This is a genomic window from Cytophagaceae bacterium ABcell3, assembly GCA_030913385.1.
Taxonomy (GTDB): Bacteria; Bacteroidota; Bacteroidia; order Cytophagales; family Cytophagaceae; genus ABcell3.
Genome location: CP133159.1, coordinates 3,187,537 through 3,214,323 on the forward strand (window position 1 = coordinate 3,187,537; position 26,787 = coordinate 3,214,323).

The 26,787-nt window shown below is 39.2% G+C and carries 16 protein-coding genes and 1 tRNA gene; 10 read left to right on the forward strand and 7 right to left on the reverse strand.

Features of this window, described 5'->3' with window-relative positions:
• Positions 1–132: 132 nt before the first annotated feature.
• Complete coding sequence (locus RCC89_12900; protein ID WMJ74055.1) at positions 133–1,863, reverse strand: WYL domain-containing protein; 1,731 nt, start codon at positions 1,861–1,863, stop codon at positions 133–135.
• A gap of 326 nt (positions 1,864–2,189) precedes the next feature.
• On the opposite strand from RCC89_12900, the gene RCC89_12905 reads away from it, so the two are divergent.
• From RCC89_12905 to RCC89_12940, 8 genes are all read left to right on the forward strand, one after another.
• Complete coding sequence (locus tag RCC89_12905; protein WMJ74056.1) at positions 2,190–4,421, forward strand: PAS domain-containing sensor histidine kinase; 2,232 nt, start codon at positions 2,190–2,192, stop codon at positions 4,419–4,421.
• A 562-nt stretch (positions 4,422–4,983) separates the two neighbouring features.
• A tRNA-Gln gene (locus tag RCC89_12910) sits at positions 4,984–5,054 on the forward strand.
• A 589-nt stretch (positions 5,055–5,643) separates the two neighbouring features.
• Entirely contained in the window at positions 5,644–6,633 is a 990-nt protein-coding gene (locus tag RCC89_12915; GenBank protein WMJ74057.1) for a slipin family protein, read from the forward strand.
• The gene (locus RCC89_12920) at positions 6,618–6,749 is read left to right on the forward strand and encodes a hypothetical protein (GenBank protein ID WMJ74058.1); all 132 of its coding nucleotides are present in this window, start codon (positions 6,618–6,620) and stop codon (positions 6,747–6,749) included. Before RCC89_12915 ends, RCC89_12920 begins: the two co-directional genes overlap by 16 nt.
• 73 nt (positions 6,750–6,822) lie before the next feature.
• Positions 6,823–8,232 (forward strand): RtcB family protein, encoded by a 1,410-nt coding sequence (locus RCC89_12925; GenBank protein ID WMJ74059.1) that lies wholly within the window; start codon positions 6,823–6,825, stop codon positions 8,230–8,232.
• An 81-nt stretch (positions 8,233–8,313) separates the two neighbouring features.
• Positions 8,314–9,075, forward strand: coding sequence for a nucleotidyltransferase domain-containing protein (locus RCC89_12930; GenBank protein WMJ74060.1), 762 nt, complete (start codon positions 8,314–8,316; stop codon positions 9,073–9,075).
• A gap of 134 nt (positions 9,076–9,209) precedes the next feature.
• Positions 9,210–9,386: a hypothetical protein gene (locus tag RCC89_12935; GenBank protein WMJ74061.1), complete on the forward strand. Its 177-nt coding sequence runs from the start codon at positions 9,210–9,212 to the stop codon at positions 9,384–9,386.
• A 573-nt stretch (positions 9,387–9,959) separates the two neighbouring features.
• The gene (locus RCC89_12940; protein ID WMJ74062.1) at positions 9,960–11,021 is read left to right on the forward strand and encodes a nucleotidyltransferase domain-containing protein; all 1,062 of its coding nucleotides are present in this window, start codon (positions 9,960–9,962) and stop codon (positions 11,019–11,021) included.
• Positions 11,022–11,145: 124 nt separating this feature from the next.
• On the opposite strand, the gene RCC89_12945 is transcribed toward RCC89_12940, so the two are convergent.
• The gene (locus RCC89_12945) at positions 11,146–13,869 is read right to left on the reverse strand and encodes a gliding motility-associated C-terminal domain-containing protein (protein WMJ74063.1); all 2,724 of its coding nucleotides are present in this window, start codon (positions 13,867–13,869) and stop codon (positions 11,146–11,148) included.
• Positions 13,870–14,161: 292 nt separating this feature from the next.
• Positions 14,162–16,375 carry a glycoside hydrolase family 9 protein gene (locus tag RCC89_12950; protein ID WMJ74064.1) on the reverse strand — a complete coding sequence of 738 codons (2,214 nt, stop codon included), beginning with the start codon at positions 16,373–16,375 and terminating at the stop codon, positions 14,162–14,164.
• Positions 16,376–16,882: 507 nt separating this feature from the next.
• On the opposite strand from RCC89_12950, the gene RCC89_12955 reads away from it, so the two are divergent.
• A complete protein-coding gene (locus RCC89_12955) occupies positions 16,883–17,281 on the forward strand; it encodes a hypothetical protein (protein ID WMJ74065.1) in 399 nt (132 codons plus the stop codon).
• A gap of 292 nt (positions 17,282–17,573) precedes the next feature.
• Complete coding sequence (locus RCC89_12960; GenBank protein ID WMJ74066.1) at positions 17,574–21,113, forward strand: PAS domain S-box protein; 3,540 nt, start codon at positions 17,574–17,576, stop codon at positions 21,111–21,113.
• A gap of 55 nt (positions 21,114–21,168) precedes the next feature.
• Here RCC89_12960 and RCC89_12965 read toward each other — a convergent pair whose 3' ends face one another.
• From RCC89_12965 to RCC89_12980, 4 genes are all read right to left on the reverse strand, one after another.
• Entirely contained in the window at positions 21,169–22,248 is a 1,080-nt protein-coding gene (locus RCC89_12965) for an ATP-binding protein (GenBank protein ID WMJ74067.1), read from the reverse strand.
• A 233-nt stretch (positions 22,249–22,481) separates the two neighbouring features.
• Entirely contained in the window at positions 22,482–23,030 is a 549-nt protein-coding gene (locus tag RCC89_12970) for a hypothetical protein (protein ID WMJ74068.1), read from the reverse strand.
• Between the two features lie 233 nt (positions 23,031–23,263).
• Positions 23,264–23,740, reverse strand: coding sequence for a very short patch repair endonuclease (locus RCC89_12975; GenBank protein WMJ74069.1), 477 nt, complete (start codon positions 23,738–23,740; stop codon positions 23,264–23,266).
• A 316-nt stretch (positions 23,741–24,056) separates the two neighbouring features.
• Positions 24,057–26,741, reverse strand: coding sequence for a response regulator (locus tag RCC89_12980; GenBank protein WMJ74070.1), 2,685 nt, complete (start codon positions 26,739–26,741; stop codon positions 24,057–24,059).
• Positions 26,742–26,787: the final 46 nt, after the last annotated feature.

Sequence of the window (26,787 nt, forward strand, 5' to 3'; positions counted from 1 at the left end):
TTTCTGCTTTATTTTACCTTATGCAAAATTCACCTGGTGACTTCCCTTAAAAAAACAAAAATAACCACCCTTGCCGGACCCGTTCCGGCATCTGTTAATAATTGGCAGAAAAGTGGTTTTTAAAAGACCTGTTTACACCTCCTGTTTCTCCGCCCACTCCAATCCCTCCGGCAGATTCACGGTACTAAATTCGATGTGAATAACCCTACGTTGTTTCTGATTGGTGACTTTGGCAGATGAATGCAACAAGAGTGGCCGCATCAGGTGAATGCCTCCGGTATCCAGCTCAACATTCATCGGCAGGGTGCTTTGAGTAATCACATTTATTTCTGAATCGCTAAGCCTTTTGTTGTGAGATCCTGGAATTACCTTCAGGCCTCCATTGTTTTCATTGGTCTCATCTAAGTGAATCCGGATGGTCAGGGTTTTCTTCAGGATGTCCTCCGGCGGACACACGCTTATCACATTGCCTTTTTTAGTCCACCCGTAAAAGCCGCAGACTTCTTTTTTTTCCTTTACATTAATTGTGTTGTCTTGGTGCCAGGTTACATACCAGTTGGACTGTGGCGGCTTGTCAAAATAGATAGCCTTGGATATAAAGAACCGCTCGCCTGTTTCAGACAATATCTTTTGAAGGTTAGGATTAAGAATGTGAGGCAACAGCTCCGGAATTTTGGTCAGCAATTGCCTGATAGCATAAACCGGTGGAGAATCTTGTATGTTGCTTTTCAAATACTCCCCGATAAGGGTTTTCATTCTGCTAGTTTCCCTACGGGTATACACATTTTGCAATACGGCTGTCCCTTTATATTGCACCTGTTTCAGGCTGTTTCTTATTCCTTTTGTTTCCAAATCTGAATTGTATAAATCTATAGCGTGGATCAGTTTACTTTTAATTCGCCTTTTCAGTTTCTCAGGACTTATTACACGCAAACTGTCACCAAACCCGAGAATTTCCCGCTCTAACTCAAAATTTATCTGTACCTGCAAAGATACAATTATTCCATGAGGAAGTTTTTCCAGCAATTGCTGGCTGTGATGGATAGGCTTGGTGAGGACATAAGGTGCATTGCTATTGTCAAAGAAAAGAACCACATTTTCCGGATTTCCATATTCGTTGACAGAAACACCAACCACATCTTTATAATAATTCCGGAGATCTTTTCCGGTACATTCCAAATATGCATGGTCAGAAGGATGTATTTCCAGTATCCTGTCAAGTGCCAGGTTTATCAGGGGCTTACTTTTTTTGTGCATGCCCAGAACAAACCAGCGGTTACGGAACTCCTTCAGCAGGTAAGGGTGAAAAAGAATTGTGCTTGCGTTTCTGGCTTTGAAAGACTGGTAAGTAATTTCCAGACATTTTTTGTTAACGATGGCTTTATACACCTCATCAATAAAGTCAAGCCCTTTGAGGTGCTCGTTTTTCTCAAAATCAATGACCGGTTTATTGTTGGTTCTAGCAGCATGCACCTTGTCTTCCAGCCGCTGCACCATACCGCTCAGTTCGCGGAAATGGCTGAAGCCACGGAACTGTTTCAGGATTTCCGTAACTTCCGTCAGCTTGTTCAGGTCCTGCGTTGTAAGGGGGATATTGGTGATAGAATATTCCCGGTCTTCATACGAGTAGTATTTTTTGTCCGTGACAACGATAGGGGCATTATAGCCAAGCTTATCACTGCGCATCACCTGGATGTCCATCTGTATGGTGCGCCGGCTGATACCCTTATCTATGCCTTCATATTCATAAAGTGCCTCCGAGCAAGCTTCGATCAGGTCGTCAAGCGTCCATTTTCTGTACCTGTTCCGCAGGCAGTTGTCAATGGTGGTGTAGCGTATGAGAGCATTGCGGTTTACCGGCATTGGATTAAACTTTCCTTAAAGTAACATAATAAAAACTACCTGCGCAAAGAGTTTGCGCAGGATATCTTATAGAAAAGATATTGGTAGTGCTTAATAGGGTAGGTGATATCGAATGGTATGACAAGGCATGCCTTGTCACTACGATATGTGGTCACTCGTCACAGACGAGCGACTGCGGGGGGATTTTTCTTTATGGTGAAAGTCGTGCATCTATTGGTGAATCCATTCTATAGCTGCTTACCTATAAATGCTACTAAAAATCATTTTTTATAACAAATAGATTGGTAGAATGTTGTTGTTCCCGAAATAACCAGTTTAAACTAAATATGCCTAAGAGCAAGACCGCTAATTTCCCTGAAGGAATAAGTACATTTCATATTATTCGTAATAACAAAAATTTGATACAAGATTTTTTGTGGGCAAACTACGTATCTTTTTCAGGTGATAAAAAAAATGCTGAGTATCATGGAAGCCTGAAAAAGTTAAACATGGATTTGTTCAGGACACTTAAAGAAGCTATAGAAAAAGAGGAACCACTAAGTTTTGAATATGAAATATCTGAAAATGGAAATGTTGTCTGGCTACAAATAAATGCAGCAATAAAAAATGGTGAATTCATCGTATGCTGTTCGGATATAACAAAACTCAAAGAAAAGGAGCAGAAACAAGATCAATTAGAGGCGGAACTGGTACATCTTAAGACTGAGCGGGCTCACATCAGAACTGAGGAATTTAGCCGGCAGCAGGAATTGTTCCGGCTGATTGCAGACTCTATTCCTGTGCTTGTTGCCTATATAGATAAAAATTTCTATTTCAGATTTATTAACAAGGCGCATTATGACTGGTTTGGCCCTGAGATTGAAAAAAACCTTGGAAAGCGTTTTGATGAAATTGTAGCCATTTTCGGGCAAAAAAACAGTATGGAGTTGTTTATAAAATCACTTTCGGGTTCCGGAGAATTTTATGAACATGAAATTATAGATTTAAAAGGCAATGTTCTTTATCTGAAATCTACACTTATCCCGGATCTGGACGAGAATGGTGAAGTGCTTGGGTATATTTCTGTAAGCATAGATATATCGAAAGAAAAAAAAGCGCAGCAAAAAGCAGATCTAGTCAAAAAAAGGATGCTGACTATTCTTAACAATGTCCCTGTTCTTTTTTGGGCGGTAAACAAAAACGGCATACTTACAGTTTCGGAGGGGAAAGCATTAGAAGGCCTGGGGCAGAAACCCGGTGAACAAACAGGACATTCTGTTTATGAGCTTTATAAAGATTTTCCCGATGTTTTAAATAATATCAGGAGAGCATTACAAGGGGAAGAGTTTAATGTTTCCATGAACGTAAGCCACCTGCATCTTCAAAGTTTTTATACTCCGATTAGAAATACTGAAGGTGAAATAACAGGGGCTGCCGGTATTTCTACAGACATCTCTGACAGAGTAAAAGCAGAAAAAGCTTTGTCAGAAAGTGAAGCGAGATATAAAGCGATGACAGAAGGTCTTCCGCTGATGGTCTGGACAGCGCTTCCTAACGGAGAGGTTAATTATTATAATAAAAAATGGGCGGAGTATACTGGTCTTATAAAAGGTGAAGGGCTGGAGCAAGGCTGGCACCAAGTTGTTCACCCAAACGACCTTTCAGAATCGTTGGAAAAGTGGGGACAGTCTATCAGGACGGGAAAGGGTTTTAAAAATGAAGTCAGATTCAGAAGGGCCAAAGACAGGACTTTCCGGTGGCACCTGGTCAGAGCCTGGCCTGCTAAATCTACTGACGGAACAATTCTTAACTGGGTAGGTACATGTACAGATATTCATGATCAGAAAATACAGAATGAAGAGCTGAACATAAAAAACAAGGAGCTTATAAGAACCAATAATGATCTTGATAATTTTATATATACCGCCTCGCATGACCTGAGATCACCTATCTCTAATATGGAAGGGCTTATTTCGGCTATAGAAGGAGTTCTGGATGAAACTTGTGAACAGGAAATCGGAGCTATGATAAAAATGGCGGATGCGTCAGTGCACCGGCTGCGGAACACTATAAATGAGCTGACAGAGATAAGTCAAGTGCAAAAGAATATTGACCCAAATATTCAAACCATCAGAATATCTGATATTGTTGATGATTTTATTGCCGACCACCGTGATGAGATATCCCGAAGCAATACATCAATAAAAACCGAGCTTAATGAAGAATATATTACGTTTTCCAGAAAGAATTTCCGTACCATTATCTACAATTTATTAAGCAACGCTATTAAATACAGACATTCCGAAAGAGATCCTATAGTAAAAGTAAAGACAGAGCTTACTAATGACAACTATCTTTTGCTTTCTGTAAGAGATAATGGGTTGGGCTTTGATGAAAAGAATACAGATAAAATATTTGGTATGTTCAGAAGGTTACATAGTCATGTAGAAGGAACAGGCGTGGGCTTATATATTGTGAAAAGAGTTTTACAAAATGCCGGTGGGAAAATTGAAGTTAGCAGCACACCCGGAGAAGGTACATTATTCAGGTTGTATTTTCCCATGCCACTGCATCAGTAATCTTTCTATTTGAAAACTTACTGAAAACTTCTGCCTTGCTTTTTTGCTTATCAAATTCTTCCTGCTCATGGTACACCGTACTGCCAAGCAAAAAGGCACTGCCATTTGTAGCCAGTGGCTAACGTAATTCCACTACCACCATCCACACCAAACCTAATCAGCTAATGCATGGCTAAAGAAAACACTTCGCCCTTTTTACTTTTTCAGTACCAGAATCTGACAGACCCTTCCTTCGTTAGGATGGCTGGTTATTATTATTGTAATAAGATTGTAATAATAATAACCATTCCAGCATCTGTTGAAATCTGGCAAAAAAGTGGTTTTTAAAGAAGATCAGGTTTAGTTGTTCCAGCTACAGCCCGAGCAAAGCCAACCCTCTTATCATAGCCCATCTCCTAATCATTAAAATCATAGTTCAAAAATTAATTAAAAAAAATAACCTTTTTTCCATCTGCGCAAAAAGACTGCGCAGGAGGTCTGCAACTTTGAATCATCAATTGAACGGCAGCCCCTGAAAGGCTACTTCAGATGCCTCCCCTGCAAATGGCGGGGGAGTTTAAAATACCGGGTCGTCTAATGGCAGGACACCAGATTTTGGCTCTGGCAGTGGAAGTTCGAGTCTTCCCCCAGTAACAAAAATATCCGAATGAGGCAGTAAAAGAATTTCCTGTTGCAAATTTCGGGTTTTAAAATCTTCACCTTCCATAAACCGGAGGGAAGCGCGGAAAAAGCTTCTGTACATGACCTGGCGAGGGTTTTCTATAGCCCCGCAGTGCCCCGGCCTGTGGCTTTGGAGGTATGCTGCTGACAGAAAGCTGTTTTTCACCCTTGTGTGTCGGAGGTTCGATTCCTCCTCCCAATCTGTATGGGATAACTCAGTTGGTAGAGTAACAAGTATGGACTGAAAATCCATCTCTGAAGCTGACTGCTTCTAAAAACAGTCGCATTACATAAGCAGTGGCCTGACTTAACCGGTTTTTGTCCCCTGGCAAAAACAGTCTCTTAAAGGCTTTGTAAGGCTGAGGATACCGCATGGTGGCTTTGTTTCACTTTCTAGTCTGACGGTTCTGATGCTCCCCGGGTATGCCTGGCGGAACTAAAGGGCAATCTTTCCGGAAACTGATACAGAAAAACCAGCTTAATCAACCTTCCGTCTTCAGGAGATGGTTTGTCAGGCGCTGCTTAACTTAAAAAGTACGTTTTTTTTAAAATTTTTATAACAATGAAAAGGATCAGAATAAACAAAGGACAAATTGGACTTGTGTTCAGAAACGGTGATTATATAAGGGTGCTTCAGGAAGGCTCTTTCTGGTTAAAGCCATTTGAAAGCGTAATGCTTTACAGTTTGTCTGTTCCTTTTTATCCACCAGTGGATCTGAGTATCCTGCTACGTGATGAGGATCTGGCAACTATGCTAACGGTGGTGGATGTTAAAGACCATGAGATTGCCCTGCAATATGAAAATGGTAACTTTAAAAATGTGCTCACACCGGGAAGGTACGCCTTCTGGAAAGGTGTTGCCGAATTTTCATTTGATAAAGCCGATTTAAACCGGGCGGAAATTTCTCCGGATATTAATGTAAACCTGTTTCAGCGGAAAGAGCTGCTGCCATATATCAGGGTTTATACCATTGAAGCTTTTGAAAAAGGTGTTCTTTTTGTTGATGGAAACTTTCAGCGCATTCTTGATACAGGTGTATACCATTTCTGGAAAAGCCCGGTGATGGTATCTGTACAAAAGACAGACATGCGACAGCTACAACTGGAAGTATCAGGACAGGAAATCCTTACCAGGGACAAAGCAGCCTTGCGCATCAGTTTTTATACACAGTATAAGGTAAAGGATATCATTAAAGCACTGGTTGAAAACAGAGACTTCGAAAAGCAGTTGTATGTATTGCTGCAACTGGCACTGAGGGAATTTGTTGGTACTTATTCTTTGGATGAGCTACTTGATAAAAAAGAGGAGATTTCAGCGTATGTCCTGAGTAGTCTTAAGCAAAAGTCTGAAGACCTGGGCGTGGAAATCAAAGGAGCGGGAATAAGGGACATCATACTTCCCGGCGAAATAAAGGAGATTATGAACCAGGTTTTGGTGGCAGAGAAAAAAGCCCAGGCCAATGTAATTATGCGCAGGGAGGAAACAGCTTCTACAAGGAGTTTGCTGAACACAGCAAAGCTCATGGAAGACAATGAATGTTGTTCAGGCTGAAGGAAATGGAATATGTTGAGAAGATTGCCGATAAAATAAACAGTATTTCCCTGTCGGGAGGCAATATGGTTTTTGACCAGTTGAAAGACATATTTTCTCCTAAAAAAATAAACTGAACCGGGAATATGTTACAGGGGTATTAAGAAGCCTTTACATATTCCAGGTTTAACCTTAGAAAAAAAAAACATCATGCAATTGAAAGGAAATCACTTACTGGAAATGGGGTATCCTCCAGGTAAAGTAATAGGCATAGCACTTGAAGTAATAGAGAAAGAGTATGCAGATCTGAATACAGATGCGCTGAGTATCCTGTTTAAGAATGTACTGGAAAACCCGGGGGACTTTCTTGAAGACCCGAAACTTTCCCCTGTGGCTTTTGAACTGATAAAGCCAGCCAAAGATGCCCTGGTTGAACTGAACCCAAATCCGGATGACTATGTGGTATACGGGCCGGAAGGTATTGAAGAAGGAGCGGTTCGTCAGATGGAAACCGCCATGAAGCTGCCCGTAACGGTCTCCGGTGCACTTATGCCGGATGCCCACCAGGGCTATGGCCTGCCCATAGGCGGGGTACTGGCCACCAACAATGCGGTCATACCTTATGGTGTCGGCGTGGATATCGGCTGCAGAATGTGCATGAGCATCTATGATATTCCTGCTGGTTTTATTGACGAGCAGAAGAAGGAGCTGAAAAAAATGCTGATCAACAATACCAAGTTCGGACGGGCAACTTTTAAAAAGCCACGCGAGCATGCGGTCATTGAAAACCCGCTTTTTTCGGAGATTCCACTGTTGAAAGGCCTGAAAAATAAAGCGTTTTCGCAATTGGGATCTTCCGGAGGTGGAAACCATTTTGTGGAATTCGGGATTACTGAAATTCTTGATCCGCAGAATGAATTCGGGCTGCCTCCGGGCAAATACCTGGCAGTGCTTTCCCATTCAGGGTCGAGGGGATTTGGCGCCACTATAGCAAGCCACTACACCAAACTGGCGATGGAAACCTGTAAGCTTCCGCAGGAAGCAAAGCATCTGGCATGGCTTGGACTGGATACCGAAGCCGGACAGGAATACTGGCAGGCGATGAACCTTGCCGGTGACTATGCTTCTGCCTGCCATCACCAGATACATGAGCGTATGGCTGTAGGGCTGCGGGCAAACCCTGTTGCGGTAATAGAAAACCACCACAACTTCGCCTGGAAGGAAAAAGACGCTGCCGGAAATGAAGTTATCGTCCACCGTAAAGGGGCTACACCGGCAGGAAAAGGAGTTCTGGGAATTATCCCCGGTTCAATGACCGCACCCGGGTTTATCGTCCGCGGAAAAGGGGAGGTAGCCTCTCTGAATTCAGCCTCACATGGTGCCGGAAGGACGATGTCCAGAACACAGGCAAAGAAAATACTGGATGCCAGTGCCGTGAGGCAACACCTGCTGGACGCCGGGGTGGAACTGATCGGTTCCGGGCTTGACGAGGCGCCAATGGCATATAAGGACATTAACATGGTAATGGAAGCCCAGAAAGATTTGGTTGAGGTAGTGGGTTCTTTTCTTCCGAAAATAGTCAGGATGTGCGGAGATGAAAAGTTCAGAGAAGTGGATTGAGCAGATGGTAATGTTAAATAAAGAACACTTGTACCTGTAACATGAGTTGCAGGTACAAAACCTGTATAAAATTATTGAAAAATGGAATCAACAATAGTCCAGAGACTTCAGGAAATAGAGACGCAGTATGAGGTGAAGGTATTGCTGGCGGTGGAGTCAGGTTCGCGGGCATGGGGCTTTCCTTCTCCAGACAGCGACTATGACGTCCGGTTTATTTACGTCCACCGGCCGGAATGGTACCTCACTATTCAGGATAAGAAAGACACCATTGAACTACCGGAAAAAGAACTGCTGGACTTCAGCGGCTGGGACATACGGAAAGCATTGAAGCTCCTGAAAAAATCCAATCCACCTTTACTGGAATGGCTGAACTCTCCTGTAGTTTATACAGAAATTCCGGAAATTGTCCAGGGCCTGCGGGAACTGGCAAAAGCCTGCTTTTCTCCTGTGGCAGTCATGCACCACTACCTGAGCATGGCTGTAAAATACAAGGGTCTGGTGGATAAGGCTGGAGGTCAGGTAAAAATTAAAAACTATTTTTACGCTTTAAGGACAGCTTTTGCCTGTAAGTGGATGCTTGATAAACACACGATGCCCCCAGTGGATTTCACAGAAATGCTGGTCTTGGCAGATGATCAGCTAAAAGCAGAAATCATTCGTCTGATAGCGCTGAAAGCCGGCAAGAATGAGAGCGAGGTAGTTGCCCGGAACCCTAAGCTGGACGCGCTGCTTAATTCCCTTATCCGGGAAGCAGAAGCAAATGCTGCGTCCATGAAATCGTCCAAAGTAGATGTGGAAAGTTTTGATATGTTTTTCAGGTATGTCCTGGAAGTTTGGCGGTAACCGTTGAATTGTTGAAAATATAAAGTATCTACTATAGGTCAGCAGGTTGTGAAATTTTGAATTGTACCACATTTATTATTAAAAACAAATAATATTCCAGGCAGATTGTTCATGATTTTGTTATATTTATAGTTATGTCTTATGAAGATAGTTTAAAATATTACCGGGATTTGAGAAATTCTTTGGATACGGCCAAAGATGAAAAAGCAATGGAGATAGCAAAAAAAGCTATTGCCAAAGGATATTCTATTGATGAAGTAATGGATCTAACTGGTTTGACAAAAGAGCAAATAGAACAAATAAAGAACTAGTAAGGGTGGCCAGCCAACTTTATTTCTATTTGAGAATTCCCGGTAATCAAAGTGTCAGATTCTAAATTTCTTTAAAAGTTATAAATTGCTTAATCGGCTAGTTATTTCAATAACAGTATCATTGCTTAGTCTGGTTAATATTTCCGGAAAGGGCTTTTCTCCTCTGGAAGTTCAAATACATGATACGTATTTTGAACTTCCCCTTTTTATTCCTTTCCTGTTTGTTTTTCTGTGGACAAACTTATTTTTAGGTATATCAGATTATAGAAAGACCAATTATAAAAGGAATTGTCTTTTATTTCTCTTGACAATCAACTCTATCAACATAGTTTTCACAGGATATTTAGCTTGTGTTTCGTTCTACGTGTTTTTTATAAGGGGAATTGGGGATACTTTTTTAAAAAGTAACATTTTTTCCCCGCAATTTCTGGGTCTAGTGGAATTTATACAAGTTAGCGTATTATCAATATTAGGCTTACAATTAATAGGAGAGTTTTTAATAATATCAAGGCTGATAACAATAAGAAAACATGATAATGTGATTTATCCAAAGCAATATTAATCAAGATAACATTGAACATACAGGATATAAAAAATCAAAACCTAATTCTTCTAGAGTGTATCAGCGGCAGCAGGGCTTTCGGACTGGCAACACCGGAGTCTGATACAGACGTCAGGGGTGTTTTTTACTTGCCCCGGGAAAAATATTTTGGACTGGAATATATACCGCAGATCAGTAATGAGACTAATGATATAGTTTATTATGAGTTGGGAAGATTTATTGAACTCTTATTGAAAAACAACCCAAACATTATCGAATTGCTCAATACGCCGGATGACTGTATACTTCAACGGAACCCTATAATGGATCATATCCGCACGGAAATGTTTCTATCAAAGCTCTGCGAACAGACTTTCGGAAACTATGCGCTTAGCCAGATAAGAAAAGCACGTGGCCTGAACAAAAAGATCGTTAACCCGATGGAAAAAGAGCGGAAGACGGTTCTGGACTTTTGTTATGTTAATGACAGGGCAGCATCCTTGCCTCTAAAGGAATTTCTTGCAGCAAAGAATATGGAACAAGCTTTTTGTGGCCTGACATCACTGCCACATATGCGTGACATGTATGCCTTGTTCTATGACGAATCGGGCAAGTATAAAGGGATTGTCCAGAAAAACACCGCCAATGAAATCTCTTTAAGTTCGGTACCTAAGGACGCTAAACCGGTGGCCTTACTGTACTTTAACAAAGACGGCTATTCCCAACACTGTCGCAGTTATAAGGAATATTGGGACTGGGTGAACAAGCGCAATGAAACCCGTTATCAGGGAAACCTTGCCCATGGCAAAAATTACGATGCAAAGAATATGATGCATGTATTTCGCCTTCTGACTATGGCAGAAGAAATAGGGGAGAAGGGTAAGGTAATTGTCAGACGACCTGACCGGGACTTTCTTCTAAGCATAAAGAAGGGAGACTTTTCATATGAAGAGCTAGTGGAAAAAGCTGAAGAAAAAAGGATGCACCTCCAGGATATTTATGAAAAATCAACACTGCCCGATACTCCTGATGCCGGATTGGTTAACAACCTGCTGGTGGAAATGAGAGAAAAGCTTTATTGTTCAAAAACATAGATTTTCTATTAAAAAAACAAATGCTTTTGAACAATTGCATTTATCCTAGGGTAACATCAATGTGGCAATTCAATCATGCAACAACCTTACACAACAAACTGATTACAAAAGCATTAAAACATATTCATCTAATTAAGTGAACCCATCCCTTATACGAAATATTTCCTCTTTTTAACTCATAATAATAAACACCATCGCTAAGCCCTTTCCCATTCCAGTTATTATCATAATTACTATCTGAAAAAACTAATTTTCCATGCCTATTATAAATATTAATTTCCCATCCACCTTGTTTGGCACATTCAAAATAAAAGTAATCATTCCTTTGGTCGCCATTGGGAGTAATCAGGTTCGGAATAACACCTGCCTCACAACAATCATTAATCGTGACTTCATGAGTAGCACGTAGACCTCCACAAGCATTAGAGCCTTCTGCAAAATATTTTCCAGAATGCACAATAGCTCTTATACTATCACTACTTCCATCGTCCCATACCACGTCAATATTTCCTTCTGTTTTAAGAAAAACGGTATCACCAGTACAAGCTTCCTGCGCACCTAATATTTGCAGTTCCGGCATTAATTCCAGAAACACTTCAAAGGTATCAAGTGCTGTACCACACATATTTTCCCTGAACACATAGAAGCTTTCTGCCTTATCTGTTGTAAACCAAGCCTCAGTACTACCGTCACTCCAAAGGAAGGATACATTCTCTTGAGAAAGATCCACTTCATGGAACGCACCTTCGCAAATGACAAACCGCCTTTGCTCCGGCTGATATGGAGGGTCAACTATAGTAACAAATGTACTATCTGAACGTGTACAATACCCCCTGTTTACATGAACACTATATAACCCAGTTTCAGTTGCTGGAAGCTTGTGTGCATCAGAAAGGTCCTGCCAAAGATAACCTGCTTCTGTATTATAAACATCCAACCACAAAGTGTCGCCATGGCAAATGGCAGTATCTGCACCAAGATCCACTTCAGGGGCATCATAAAAGGTGACAGTAAGAGAATCACTGGCATTACAACCACCCAAAAAAATGTCCACTTTTACTTGCTCAGAGGTACTAGTATTGTAAAAAGGTTCAGTAGACCCGTCTTGCCAGAGAAATCTTGCGCCTTCTTGGAAAACATCAAGCATAAGCGTATCGCCAATACACAAAGAGGTGTCTGCCCCTAAAGTCGCCACTGGCAGAGCTGGTGTCACCTCTAGAACTATGGAATCACTGACAGAACAAGCTCCAAGGGTAACATTCGCATGGTGATGTCCACCTTCTAAAAAAGATGTCTGGTTAATTGTATCTCCGTTGCTCCAAACGTAACTTGCTTCAGGAAGAACTGGAAGCTCTACGGGATAAGGAAGCTGGTCAAAACATATGATGGTGTCTCCCCCCAATTCAACGGTATGCCTTTTTTGAAAATTGACAGCTATAGCCTTATAACCTTCGTAGCATCCATTAGAAGTTTCATATATAACGGTGTCATTGGCGATAATTTCATGATAGTCAACTGAACCACTTGAACTATGGTACACTTCGGGAGCACAAGGCTGAAAACGAAAGGTATCTCCTGCACATAGTGTTGTGTCGTTTATGTTACTTGCCAAAGGACCTCTTATGCGTACGTTGCTTCCATAGGTTTTGCTTTCACCATTTGCATATTGAAGGGTGCACCGGACATAATGGTCGCCAGCAGTGGTAAAAGCATAAGTAGGATTCAAGCTATTTACCGTCTCTGACCCTTGATCACCAAAATCCCAATCGGCACTTACCACGGTAGTATCTATAAGTTTAAAAGTGGTTTCCTCTCCCAAACAAGTATTTTGAAAAGAAAATGCCGGCTGAAGATAAGCCGAAACAAATTTTGGGAAACTGAAAATACCAAACTGCGCATTTATTTCCTCAAAAACTATATTGCATAAAACGCCCTCCTGGTTCGGGGCATGAATCACTCCAAGCTTAGTGCCTGAACCTGAATGCTCATTAATATATATTTTCCCATTCTGTGCGAGCTGCAAACCTAAAGATATTGACGAAGAGCAAGTTTTTACTTGCGTTGCCTGCATTCCTGAGTTGTCGGAAGAGCTTATTTTTGCTTGATAAAGGCTACTATCTGTACTGTAATACAGTAGTTTTGAGTCTGGAGAAAACTCTGCATCATAAACTGCCTGGGCTCTTTCATCTATACCTGACAACATTCTTCCATTTTCCATACCTCCTGTTTCTGCATTAAAATCAAATAGATAAATTAATTGTGCAAAACTCGGCTCAGGAGAAACTAATACTGCTATTTTTTTCTGGTCAGGTGATACTTTGTAATTAATCCGAGCTTCAATATCCCAATGGCCAGGAGGGGTAAATGGAAAGTTACTATTAACAACATGCTCATCTATACCACTACTTGTTACTTTTCGAGCCTTAAAAACCTCATCTTCGCTATCGTAGTATAAAAACCAGAAACACTCGCTATCTGAATGTCTGATAATGGTGAACCCAGGTGTGGGATAACCCTGTAAAATTGTTCTTTTTTCTATTGCTTCTCCATATCCTTCATTTCTTGACATATCTACCACTGTGTAATCAAGTTTATTCCTAGTACTAGAAGACCTTCCATAAAGTGAAAAAACATAGAAAAGTCTTCGGCTACCAGGAACAGGTATGGTCAAGCTTTGATATACATAAGTCATACTGTCAGTTTCCTGAAGTCCAGGCATCAAGCGGTGTTTGCGGGTATATATCCTATTGGTTGTATAAAACAAAAGGTTCCCTTCCTCATCTGACATTGAAGAAGTGTTGAAATATGGAGCAAATCCCCATCTATAGTAATAATTAGTGTTATGCATCTGTTTTGTGGGCATACTTCCATTAAAAGTTAATAGAGTCGTTGTTTGACTGTAAAATGGAATAATCCAGTTTGCCGTTTCATTTTGAGCAGAAACAAAAGGAGTTGAAATAAAATATATAAAAAGGAAAAATAGTCCAATAAAAAATTGCATTAGCAGGACTTTTTAAAGTCTTCTGTCTTGGGAACGTGCATCTATAGCTAATATTTTATTTAAAATAAGATTTTAAATAAACAGCCCCCGACTTTATAAACTATAAAACCGGGGGCTGCTTAAACTCAGAGCAAGTATTTTAATGGACTACTAGCTTCTGGGTCATAGTTCCTTTGTCTCCATCAATTCTCACTAAATATATACCGGCAGAAAAATTATGGATATCAAGACTCAACTTATTTTTGGTAACTTCTTGGTCCATTATTCTTGCTCCCTGTACGCTGGATATAGATAACAATTTAGCCCCAAAATCGTCAGGTATTTTAATGCTAAGTTTTGAAGTAGCTGGATTCGGAAACATGGTAAACTTCGGCTCCAACTTTTCAGCGTCAACAGACAAAGTAGGAGGGTTTGTCCGTTGCACAAACTTTGAAAGCAAACGAATATAAGCGGTCTGATAACCACAGCTATTTTCTGTCACCTCCCAAGAATTTAATGGCCACGTGGTATTAAAGTCAAGATAAGACTTTTGGTCAGGTTGGTCTTTCGGAGGGCTCAAGGAAATAGAAGTACATACAGCATTGTTTTCCATACTGCCACAACCATCAGGGCAGCAATCATCCCAATCATATTCAGGGTTTGGCCCCCCTACCAAAAACCCAGGTGCAGGGCCATAAGTAGACACTCCGACTTCATCCCAAAGCTCCGTACCGTCGTGGAACCAGGTGTGGTAGAATTGATTCACACACTTATCGCCACCTTTTCCATACATATTGGACAAATACACCATGTTCAAAGGGTTAACACCATGTATATAATGAATGAACCGTTCAGCAGCACGGCGGGCATCTTCATGTTGAGAAGGCTCTATATCATAAGTAATTAAATCATAAAAAATTGTACCTTGGTTAGATTTAGTACCGTTGCTTCCCCAAACATAATTTTCTAAAGGTGCCATATATGGGTCAATAGTATTTATATTATGATATGCAGGAAAATTAAACTCGTTAGTGTTCAAGGCATCCGCATATTTGTCTTTTATTTCCCTGACTACAGAAGTAGTAGCATCTTCCAAGGTGGTATAATAAAGCAAAACCTCTTGTTCACGCACTTCAAAAGGAAAGGCATAATTCCAAGGTATAAGGTGAATATCCTGATAGTTTTCATCAAAAAATGATTTATAGGATTCTTCACCTGTCATTTCGAATAAATGCACCGCTGCCCTCATTTTATAGGCAAACCTACCATAATCGTTTGTTTCCTGCTGCCCACTTGCAATACCTTGTGAACCGTACGCCTCATCATTGTTTCTCCAAATTACATTAGGGTTTTCGTCAGCCCAGCCCCATGCTTTTTTAGCTGCTTCCAATAATTGATCAGCATAATCATTCATTCCCAAAGCACCAAAAACCTTAGCACCAAAAGCAAAAGTACTTGCCGAGTTGTTTGTTGCACTTGTGTTCACCCCACCGTACAGACTTGGCCCTGTGGCTGACGAGGGTGGACTGGCGTGTGAAAGGCTTACTACACTTATCATGCTCCCGTCGTCGTTCTGTAGCCGCAGCAAATGGTCCATTCCCCACTTAGCTTCATCTAAAATATCAGGTATGCCATTTCCTGACTCTGGAATGTCAAAATCATCGCCCCAAGCCTCAGGGTTATCCAAATAGGCTAAAAACATTTCATATATATAGTTAGAAGTCCAGTTGGTGTACTTATTATAATCTCCCGCATCATACCAGCCTCCTCTAAGGTCTTTTTCTGTAGAAGCATCATCGGGGGCATCATAACTTCTGCAATTGGCATCCTGAAGTGGCCCTAAATGACTGGCTCCATCTTCCCAGCCAGTTTCAGCATACGGAGCTTCTTTGGCAAAACCAGCCCGCTGATAGAAAAAAGTTCTAAAAGCATGTTTTAAAACAGAATTATACACATCGTCCCTAATCTCAAACTCAAAGGAACGATCTCCTTGATCAACGTCTTCTACATAGTACGTACCAGGTTCGGTCACTTCGCTAAAATCAAACCACCATGCACGGTCTCCAGAGCTTTCATCTTCTATACCCCCGTTCCACTCCTCTGGCTCTGCCGTAAATACTTGTTCGCCAGATTCCGCATTTACGAGTGCATAGGTGCTTCCTGGATTAAAAGACTGACCTTCATCAAAACCTGTTTGTGGGTCGCGTATGACTGCTACTTTCTCAGAAGTTGTTCTGTAGCCAAACTGATCTATGACAATAAAGTCACTTTGGGCAACAGCATTAGAGAAAAATAACATTGAAAGCAGAATAACTTGATAATAAACCTTAGAAGCAAAAAAGAACTTCTGAAATAGCATGTAATTATGTTTCATGTTTTATGTAGATATTATAAGAAATTAGAAGTGCTATTAAGGAACAATAAGAATTAACATAAGCTACCTAGACTGTGTACAAAAAAGCTACAAACTTAAGTTTTTCAGCATGGCACGCTAAAATTAAACCTGAATTATGCATTAAATTTCGTTATGAGGGGCAAAAGAACAAAAAATCAGCGTATTTAGTTTGCAAAGCATAGTGATTCTATGGTTAAAAACCAATTCGAAGCGTCCGATTTGATGTTGCTTGCCAGGCAATAGAAAGTTCTAATACATATTTCAGGTTAAATACATCTGAAGAAGAAAAAAGTAACTTCTAAAAGCTAAAAAAATGTGCAATTAGACAAAACATAGATTAAAAACACATAAATGTATACTAAAACTCATCTACAATAAAACAGTTTACGAGCTTGTGTTTCATTATAATACTTTGTAATATAGAAGTTGATTTGACTTGTTTTAGTGCAAAAAATCACCAAAACTTCACGTCAACTTAAAGACATAATGGAAAATCAAAGCAAAGAATCCACGGCTAAAGAAACAGATTTGGTTTCCTTAAAACTGGAAGACGGTATTCTTTATGGAAGCTATAAACCTACGCATGTTACGCTTAAACTCTTTAAACAAATGCTTGAAGACCGGCTAACATATACTCAAGGAGGCATTTACCCTTTATTTGCTGACTGCCGGCGTTACGAAAGAGTAGAAAGAGACGCATGGGAGTTTATGGCTGGAAAAGAAGGTTGTAAAGACCTTACTGCTGTTGCTTTTTTAATTAATTCTCCGGTACAAAAAGTTATATATAATATATACTTTTCATTAATGCCACCTATTATTCCGGTACGCTCCTTTACCAATGCAGAAGCAGGGATAGTATGGTTAAAAAAATACCGGGTTTCTTAACTAATATTAATTAGATTAGGAAATCAACATAATACTTTTTGATAATCCCTATACTCGTTCATAAACACCCCTTTCCAAAGTTCATCCAGCCAACAGGATTTGCCATGGATAGGAAATGGGCGAAAACAATCAAATTTTTACTAGAAAATAAAAATGACCTTTTTATTAATATTTAGGTAAAACTTATATTCATTAGAAAATCCCTTGCCCCTAAACATATGATCTATTACCTTGGTTAGAGTGGAAGGTGGATGAGTTCTTATTCAAATGATATTGTACTTCTAATTACTTAATGGAAGCAGATGCCAAAAATAAAATAGTCACTAGTTTTTTATCAGGCGGTGGCGAAATGGGAGAGGTTATTAAAACCCGTGACTGGAGTTCTACAGGTCTGGGGCCGATAGATCAATGGCCTCAAAGTTTATGCACGACACTTAGTATTACCCTTCGCTCAAAAATCCCGATGGTGCTTATTTGGGGCGAAGAACAAATTTTTTTCTATAACGATGCCTACAAACCTACTCTTGGTAATGAAAATCCCCACTATGCACTAGGCACTCCGGCTTCTAATATTTGGAAAGATTCGTGGGAGACTGTCCGACCTTTGATAGAAAGGGTGTACAATAACAGCGAATCATTTAACATCGAAAACCAACTCATACCTATTTACCGAAACGGGAAATGGGAAAATGTTTTCTGGTCGTTTAGTTACAGCCCTATTGCTGACGAAACAGGACAAACTTCTGGTGTTTTTATTACCTGCTCTGAAACCACAGAACAAATGGCTAAAGTAGCTTCCTTTGAGGAAAACTCCCGAACTTTGGATTTAGCCATGGAAATAGCAGAGTTGGGGGTTTTTAAAGTTGACCTGCAGAGCTATCGTGCTACGTACTCTCATCAGATCATGAACCTTTTGGACCTAAAGGAACAAAACATGCTTCTTTCTGATGTAATAAAACAAATCCATCCTGACGATCAGCCAACCGTATCGGAAGTCATTGAAAAAACCATTGAAGGCTATAATGATGGAAAGCATGATCTGATTTATAGAGTAAAAAAGCCCAATGAAATTAAATATTTGCATTCCATAGGAAGGGTGGAGTATAAAGAAAACAAGCCTGTTGCAATATCTGGTATTATTCAAGATGTAACACAGCAAATACTTTCTCAAAAGGTATTAGAAGACAAAGAAAAGGCTTTTCGAAATCTTGTTATGCTTGCCCCAGTTGCCATAGCAGTCATTCTTGGAAAAGATTTTGTTGTTAACATAGTAAATGATGCATTTTTAAGCCTAATAGGAAAAAAAAGACCAGAATTTGATGGCCAACCTTTTTTTGATGCATTGCCTGAAACTGAATGGACAATGAAGTCTATTGCAGAAGAAGTACGCTCTTCTGGACAACAAATTACTACCAAGGAATCTAAACTCAAATTTATCAAAAACGGAAGGGAAGAAGTGCATTGGTTCAGTACTGTATGGGAGCCTCATTACTCAAATGACAATAAGATAATTGGTGTTATGCTTGTTATACATGAGGTTACAGAACAAGTTCTCGCAAGAAAAAAAATAGAGGAAAGTGAAGGACGGTACAAAACGCTGATTGAGGAATCAACGGTAGCTACAGGATTATACATTGGCGAGAACCTTGAAGTGAAGTATGCCAATGACATTTTATTGGGCTATTGGGGAAAGAACAAGTCAGTCTTGGGAAAACCTTTAAGAGAGGCCGTGCCTGAACTTATAGGTCAACCTTTTTTAGGATATTTAAGTGAAGTGTATAAAACAGGCGTAGCTTATGAAGGCCACGAAGAGCCTGCTGAACTTTTGATAGATGACAGGCTCCAGACTTTTTATTTTAACTTTACTTATAAGCCACTTCGTAACCAAGACGGAGAAATATATGGTATCCACCACATAGCCATTGATGTGACGGGCGAAGTACTGGCAAGAAGGGCTGTCAAAGAACGTGAAGAGCAATTGAGAATAGCTATTGAAGGTGCAGAACTCGGTACTTATAATTTTTTTCCTCAACAAAACAAAGCCATTTGGTCTGCCAAAACCAAAGAGTTTTATGGGTTACCTCCTGAAGCAGAAATAACCTATGAGTTATATATGAAAGCCATTCACCCAGAGGATAGAGCAAAAGCCAAAGCAGCGCTAGAAGGTGGTTTAAAGAATCCTCAGGACAAAGGTTACTACCAAAATGAATATCGTACTATCGGAATAAAGGATGGAAAGCTGAGGTGGATACGTCCTAAAGGCAGAATATTCTTCGACCATGAAGGCCGTCCAGTGAGAATAACCGGTGTTATCCAAGATGTTACAGAACAGAAGAAAGCTGAAGAAGCACTAAAGGTAAGCAAAGACCGCTTTCAGGCAGCCGTTGAGGCTATAGAAGGCGTATTGTGGACCAACAATGCCAAGGGGGAAATGGAAGGGGTACAACCGGGCTGGGAGCATATTACTGGTCAAACATATGAAGAATACCAAGGCTATGGATGGGCCAAGGCAGTACACCCCGATGATGCCCAAGCAACTATAGAAGCTTGGGAAAAAGCTGTCCATAAAAAGGAGATATTTGTTTTCGAACACAGGCATAAGTTAAAAGACGGTTCATGGGGTTATTTTTCTATAAGGGCCATCCCTTTGTTTAATGCAGACGGAAGTCTTAGAGAATGGGTAGGGGTGCATACTAATATAACCGATCAAAAGCTTGCAGAACTAGCTTTAAAAGAAAGCGAAGCCCGGTTCCGAAGTTTAGCCGATCAATCCCCTATGTTTGTATTTATCGTAGAACCTACACCCGATGCTTCCATTAGTTTCTTTAATAAAACATGGTTTAAATATACTGGTCAGAACGAAGGCGATGCAATAGGAACTGGGTGGATACCAGCTATACATCCAGACGATTTGAAGAATGTAAGTAAGTATTATACACTTGCTTACCAAAACCAGGTTTCATATACCATTCCTGCGATCAGAGTTATGAGACATGATGGCGAGTATCGCTGGCACATGTTCAAAGGAAACCCAAGACATCTGTCCGATGGGTCTTTTATTGGTTTTGTAGGTGTAGGAATAGATATACATGAGCAAAAGTTAGCTATAAATAAGCTTGAAGAAAACAACACACAACTCATCAGGATCAATAATGACCTTGACAATTTCATCTATACTGCCTCTCATGATTTAAAGGCACCCATGTCAAACATAGAAGGGCTACTGAATGCTTTGCGCAGTAGCTTGGAATCTCAAGATGAACAACTAAATGAAGATACTGAAGCGATATTGGAAATGATGGACCAGTCAGTGAACAAGTTTCAGGCAACCATATTAGATTTATCTGAAATTTCCAGGGTTCAAAGAGAGGCTGAAGAAGATTTTAATGAGGTAAATTTAGGAGAAACAATTGAGGACGTAAAAATCAGCATCCAGGATCAACTGAAAAAATCCAATGCCTCTATTAAAGTAGATGTATCTTCCGCACCTGTCGTAAAGTTTTCCCGAAAAAATATAAAAAGTGTTATTTACAACTTATTAAGTAATGCAATCAAATACAGGCACCCAGACAGGCCGCCAGAAGTAACGGTTAAAACTAAAAAGAAAGAGAAGTACATTGTTTTATCGGTCACAGACAATGGACTTGGTATTCCAGAAAAGAGTCAAGGAAAAGTTTTTAGTATGTTCAAAAGGCTTCATGACCATGTAGACGGTACAGGTATTGGTCTCTATATTGTAAAAAGAGTCATTGACAATGCTGGCGGTAAAATAGAAGTTGAAAGCGAAGAGGGTAGAGGAACAACTTTTAAAGTGTATTTTAAAGTTGCTTAGCACAACTATTGAGCTTTTACAAACGGTTTAAAATAAAGACTAAAAGACATTCCAATTATTCATGTTTCAAATACAAAAGAAATTCAGCACCTTCGCCTTCTTTACTGTTGACCTCTATTTTCCCTCCATTGCCATCTACTATTTTCGAGACAAGGTAAAGCCCCAAACCAGTCCCTTCTACATCTTTAATAACACGCTTAAACTGAGAAAAAATCTCCGACTGTTTCTCTTTTTCAATGCCTCTTCCATTGTCTTTAACAGAAAGGAGTATGTAGTCATCTACTTTTTGGGTATGAAAAGATATTTGCAAAGGCCTTTCTGGAATACGAAATTTAATAGCATTATTTAGAAGGTTATACATAATACTTCTCAGGTTTTTTCTCGAGAATGAAATCTCATCAACCTGGAAGTTTTTATGAATTTGAGCCTTAGAGCTCTTTACTTCATTATTAATCGCAAGTATTACCTCATCAAGAATATCTTCAAACCCTATTTTTGACTTATCTAACTGACTATCAGATTGCGCATGACTTATTCTTGTTAATTCACTAATAGAGCCTTTCAATTGATAAACAGAAGATTTAAGCATATCGATTATAGACCTGTAGTTTTGTGAATTTTTACCTTCCAAGGACTCAGATAGCATCTCTACAAGACCAGCAATGTTGTTTAAAGGTGATTTTAAGTCATGCGAAACAGAGTAAATAAAAATTTCGTGTTCATGGATAGTCCTTTGAAGTTCTTTTAAGCTTAGAACATAGTTATTTATATCTATAAAAGTAATAATAACACCATTCACCCGGTTTCCTTTCTTCTGGACAAAAGGTAAAACATTCATACGATACCACCTGTTGTCACTTGTTTGCAACTCCTTTTCCACCACTTTACGCAAATCCATGGTATGCTGAATATCACCTTTTAAATAGTCATACTTTAAATTATTAGTCAAGTCATCTAAGTGTAGACCAATAGAATCATCACTTAACTCAAACTGTTTCATTGCAGCGGGAGAAAATTTCCGTAGAATAAAATCTTTGTCGAAAAACAACTGGGGGATAATCGTACTTTGAAAGTAGTTTTCCTGCTCTTCGTTTATTTTTTCAAGGTCATCAATCTTCTCTGAGCTGTTTTGCATGTCTTATATAGATACGTTCAATAAAGATTTTATTAGTTAAACTATTTTAGTATTAAATTGTTACCAGATACTACAATAATACACTAAGTGATAGATTAAAGTAAACCCATAAAAAATATAATAGGAATAAATGCACTTGATTTACCAATTGGGTTATTTGAGTTAACTTAGAGAGAAGGCAAAAAAAATATATCCCCCGCTTTATCAGAAGGGGACAGGGGTAAAACATAAGGTTATGCCCCTTCATTTTCAAGCGCACGAAGCCTTCTTTCAATTTCTTTTAAATCATCTGTTGTAGCTATATGAAACTTACCATACAAGTTTTTGGCCAAGTCTTCTATAGCTTTTTCATATTTACCCATAATAGCTTCATACTCCGTAATCAGCTTCTTGATTTTCTCAGAAAGCTCTTGCTTCTTACTTTCATAACTTACCGCCAGTTTAACAGCAAGCTCTTCCAATTTTTCACCGAACCTTTCTGTATTGGCTTTATAAGATTTTACCAAATCATCCAATGTATCCTTAAAATTCAAGTCTTGATCTTTAAATCCTTCAGATAAAGCTCTTGCATATTCCTCTATTTTTAAATTTACTTTAGAGCAAGCTTCTTTAAAATGTGCTAAAGCTTCTTCAGCAGTCTTGTCTAAGTCTGCTTTTTCTACAATACTTGAAATATCGCCAATCAATTTCTTAATTTTATCTTTATTCATTGCAGCTACTCCAACACCCACCGTCCCTAAACCTAGGAGCAATAGGCTTTTTACTAGATCTTTATTTTCCATTTTTCTACCTGTTTTAATTGAGCTGAAAATTACGTGGTAAGACATTTATCAGGAATGACGTAAGCATATCGTTACTATGATTATTATCATGCTTTTATCTAGTAGCCACTGCAAAAAAATCATTTTAGGTAGGAGTCGGGGTGGCCTTAAGATGAAAGAGAAGTATTTTATTAAACTAAGGTTTGCATAGTGGCTTTTTTTTCCTCGGCGGCAGGGGCTTGATTTTTTTGCTTCTAATATTTTTCAATATATCGTAAAACAGCATTTACTACAGCTCCAAAATTCTTTTTTATATCATTTTCCCAAAAACGCATTACATGCCACCCTTTCTCAACCAAAAGGTCATTATTCTGCCGGTCACGTTGCATATTTCGCTCTATTTTTGGAATCCAGAACCTTCTGTTGGTTTTAATAGTGTTTTTCTTTTCTTCCCAATTATGACCATGCCAAAACTCTCCATCCACAAAGATCACTAGCTTATATTTACCAAGGACTATATCAGGAGAACCTGGCAGCTTTTTAACATTTTTCCTGTAGCGCAAGCCCATGTCCCATAAAACTTTACGAAGTTTCATTTCGGGCTTTGTATTTTTGCTCCTTATCTTGCCCATCATCCGTGAACGCTGTGGGGTTGTGTAGAAGCCATTTTCTTCATTGAAGCGGGGAACTACAATAGAAGGTTCTTTATATTTTTTTTGTTTATTGCTCAAGTTTTCTTATCCCTTAATAAAAAAACAACTGCCTTGCAACCAAATATTATGTTTTGTAGACCATGGTCATCAAATGAGTTGTCTTAGCTAATGTGCAAGGCCTTATCGGTTGATAATAAAACTCCATTCTGTGAGTCAGAAGTTCAAAAAGAGCATTTTAGAACCCATAAAAAAGTAACAACCTCAAATGCTCAATAGTATTGACAACCTTTTTAAGCTAGTTGAAATTAATAAATTTCTTGCCCCTTCTAAAAATTATGGATCCTATAATACTACGGCAGGCGGACTATCTTTCTATAAAAAGAAACGTCTCTTACTAAACGGGATATTCACTAGGGGTAACGCCATATTGGCTCTTGAAACACTGTCCGAAATAAGAGGGACTGTCAAATCCAGTACTATAAGCAGCTTCAGCTACTGTACTTCCTTTTTTCAAGAATTCAGCAGCCTTTTTTAGTCTATAATTCTTAACAACTTCACTTGTACTCATGCCTATAATAGAGGAAAGCTTCCTATTTAGTGTTCTTATACTAACACTCATATGATCTGCCAAATCATTTACCGATAGCTCTCCATTATCAAGGTTGTCTTCTATAAAACCGTACACCTTTTGAAGAAATGGGTTAACATAGTGTTTTTCACTACTACCTTTTACATCTTTTAAATCACTCTGAAAAAATTCCTGAAGAAGCGCTTTGTATTTAAAAAAGTTATCTGTCCTTAGCTTTAGCTCCTGAAAGTTAAAGGGCTTTGTAAGGTAATCATTTGCAGCGTGAGACAAACCTTTCAAAACACTCTCTGTGGATGCCCTTGCAGTCAAAAGAATAACACCGATATGGTCAAGCGATGTATTGTTTTTTATCCTTTGACATAGTTCAAAACCATCCATTCCAGGCATCATCACATCAGAAATTACCAAGTCAGGCATTTGCTCCTGAACACAGTCCCAAGCCTCGAGTCCATCAGAAGCCGTTGTAACCCTATAGTGCTCACTAAACTCTTCAGCCAACAATTGAAGCAACTCCTCCTGGTCATCTACCAACAATACTAATGGCTTTTCATTTTCTTCAAATAATGATGGCCTAGGAAATTTAGCAGATTGTCTTATAATTTCTCCACCCTCAGTCTTATCGTATTTTTCAAGTGGCAAGGTCACCTTAAAAATACTTCCTTCACCCTTATTGCTTACAACATGTATGTTTCCATCTAAAAACGTTACCAGCTCCCTAACAAGTGACAGCCCAACACCACTACTGGAATGTTTTGCATTTTGGAGCTCCTTAATTTGATAAAACCTGTCAAAAATTTTATCCTGATCTTCAGAGGGAATACCTATGCCTGAATCTTGTACATGAATAGATAAAACAGCCTTTGAACCTGTTTCAACTATCTTTGCTTCCAAACTAACACAACCTCCTTCTTCTGTATATTTAATAGCATTAGAAAGCAGGTTGTTGCATATTTTTTCAATTTTATCTGCATCGCACAAATATTCACCTTGCAAGTTTTCCTCCGAATATGTGAGTCTTATATTTTTCTGTTCTGCAGCGAGGTAAAACATGTCTGTGGTACTTTTTAAAAAAGAACCTAAATTAGTAACAGATTTATTTTCTACGAGTTTACCAGAGTGTATTTTCCCCAGATCTAACAATTGATTTACCAAGTGAAGCAAACTATCTGAATGCTTCCTGATGCTATTTGTAAAGAGAAGCTCTTTGTTCTTTAAGGTTTTTTGTAACTGTTCAACATTAAAATTTATAAGTGTAAGAGGGGTTCGAAATTCATGGGTAAAATTAGCATAAAAGCGACTCCGAAAAGCCTCGACTTCATTTTGCTTTTCTACCTTTTTTCGTTCTTCAATTTCCTTCTCATAGGCAGACCTACTTTCCAAAAGATTGAAGGCGAGCTTTTCTGCTTTATTATATGCATGAGAAAATCTTAGAGCTAAGTTAAGGGCTTGCATAAGCACAAACACAAAAAAAGCAGCGGGCAGTAAGAAAGAGGTATTTACCATCCCTTCCTGAAACAAAAGGTCATTAAATGCAGCGGCCAAGAGAATGGAAAACCCCGAGATCAGCAATAAACTTCCCTGTCTTTTTTCTTTAGCGGCTTTTGCCAAAACGAATATAATATGTATCGTAGATACTAGTAGTACGATAAAGCAAAAAGCAACAATTGACGTATATAAGCTGGCCTGACTAAAACAAATGAGCAATATATATCCTGTCATAGAATATGTCACCAGTTTTCGGATATATTTATTAAACAGGTCTGGAAACATGCTATAGGTAAACAGCGTAATGAAAATCACTCCCAAAGGAAAAGTGAAATACAATAGTTTAATAGCAATCTCCCATGGCACCTCTGGCCAAAAGGCAAAAAACAGCGTTTCCCTATTAAAAGACTCCCTAATGGCATGTTGAAAACACATTAGGGCAAAAAATAAAGCCGTAAGTTCTCTTCTTCTAATAAGAAAGATAGCCAAGTGATAAAGCCCAATTACAATCAGCGCTCCTATCAAAAACGCTGACTTTAGTAATCCTGATTGATAGCTTCTTTTAATTGTTGAAGGTTTTCCAAGTACTGGAGCTTCCCAAACACCACCTGAACCAAAATGAAAATTAGATACTTGAATAACTATCCATGCACTTGATTCATTTACTTCAAAATCATATACAGCAGCTCGGGTTGCAGGAACTGAATTTTCACGAGTACCCGTTTTCCCTACCTCGCCCACAAGCTTATCGTTTATAAATAAACGGTAAGCAGAATGTACTGGGGGCATAAAAATAGAATATACCCCTGGTTCATCAAACAAAACCTTTAGGCCATAAGTACAATAACCGTTAGAGTTCTCCCATGTAAAAGGCAGTTTTTTCACCTGCCCCTCGTTTTGTAGACAAGAAGTATCAGCAAAGGAGTCCCACAAAAACAGCCACTCGCCACTTAAGCCAACTTTTTGTTCGGACACATCTCGCAGGTCCAACACTCCATTACGCATCAGAGGTTTGGAACAAAGCTGTAAACTGAAAAATAGGAAACACAAA

Bases quoted from the DNA above. Each gene is read 5' to 3' on its own strand.
- RCC89_12900 (WMJ74055.1), bottom strand. From the start codon at position 1,863: ATGCCGGTAAACCGCAATGCTCTCATACGCTACACCACCATTGACAAC.
- RCC89_12905 (WMJ74056.1), top strand. From the start codon at position 2,190: ATGCCTAAGAGCAAGACCGCTAATTTCCCTGAAGGAATAAGTACATTT.
- RCC89_12915 (WMJ74057.1), top strand. From the start codon at position 5,644: ATGAAAAGGATCAGAATAAACAAAGGACAAATTGGACTTGTGTTCAGA.
- RCC89_12920 (WMJ74058.1), top strand. From the start codon at position 6,618: ATGTTGTTCAGGCTGAAGGAAATGGAATATGTTGAGAAGATTGCCGAT.
- RCC89_12925 (WMJ74059.1), top strand. From the start codon at position 6,823: ATGCAATTGAAAGGAAATCACTTACTGGAAATGGGGTATCCTCCAGGT.
- RCC89_12930 (WMJ74060.1), top strand. From the start codon at position 8,314: ATGGAATCAACAATAGTCCAGAGACTTCAGGAAATAGAGACGCAGTAT.
- RCC89_12935 (WMJ74061.1), top strand. From the start codon at position 9,210: ATGTCTTATGAAGATAGTTTAAAATATTACCGGGATTTGAGAAATTCT.
- RCC89_12945 (WMJ74063.1), bottom strand. From the start codon at position 13,869: ATGCATAACACTAATTATTACTATAGATGGGGATTTGCTCCATATTTC.
- RCC89_12950 (WMJ74064.1), bottom strand. From the start codon at position 16,375: ATGAAACATAATTACATGCTATTTCAGAAGTTCTTTTTTGCTTCTAAG.
- RCC89_12955 (WMJ74065.1), top strand. From the start codon at position 16,883: ATGGAAAATCAAAGCAAAGAATCCACGGCTAAAGAAACAGATTTGGTT.
- RCC89_12960 (WMJ74066.1), top strand. From the start codon at position 17,574: ATGGAAGCAGATGCCAAAAATAAAATAGTCACTAGTTTTTTATCAGGC.
- RCC89_12965 (WMJ74067.1), bottom strand. From the start codon at position 22,248: ATGCAAAACAGCTCAGAGAAGATTGATGACCTTGAAAAAATAAACGAA.
- RCC89_12970 (WMJ74068.1), bottom strand. From the start codon at position 23,030: ATGGAAAATAAAGATCTAGTAAAAAGCCTATTGCTCCTAGGTTTAGGG.
- RCC89_12980 (WMJ74070.1), bottom strand. From the start codon at position 26,741: ATGCGTAATGGAGTGTTGGACCTGCGAGATGTGTCCGAACAAAAAGTT.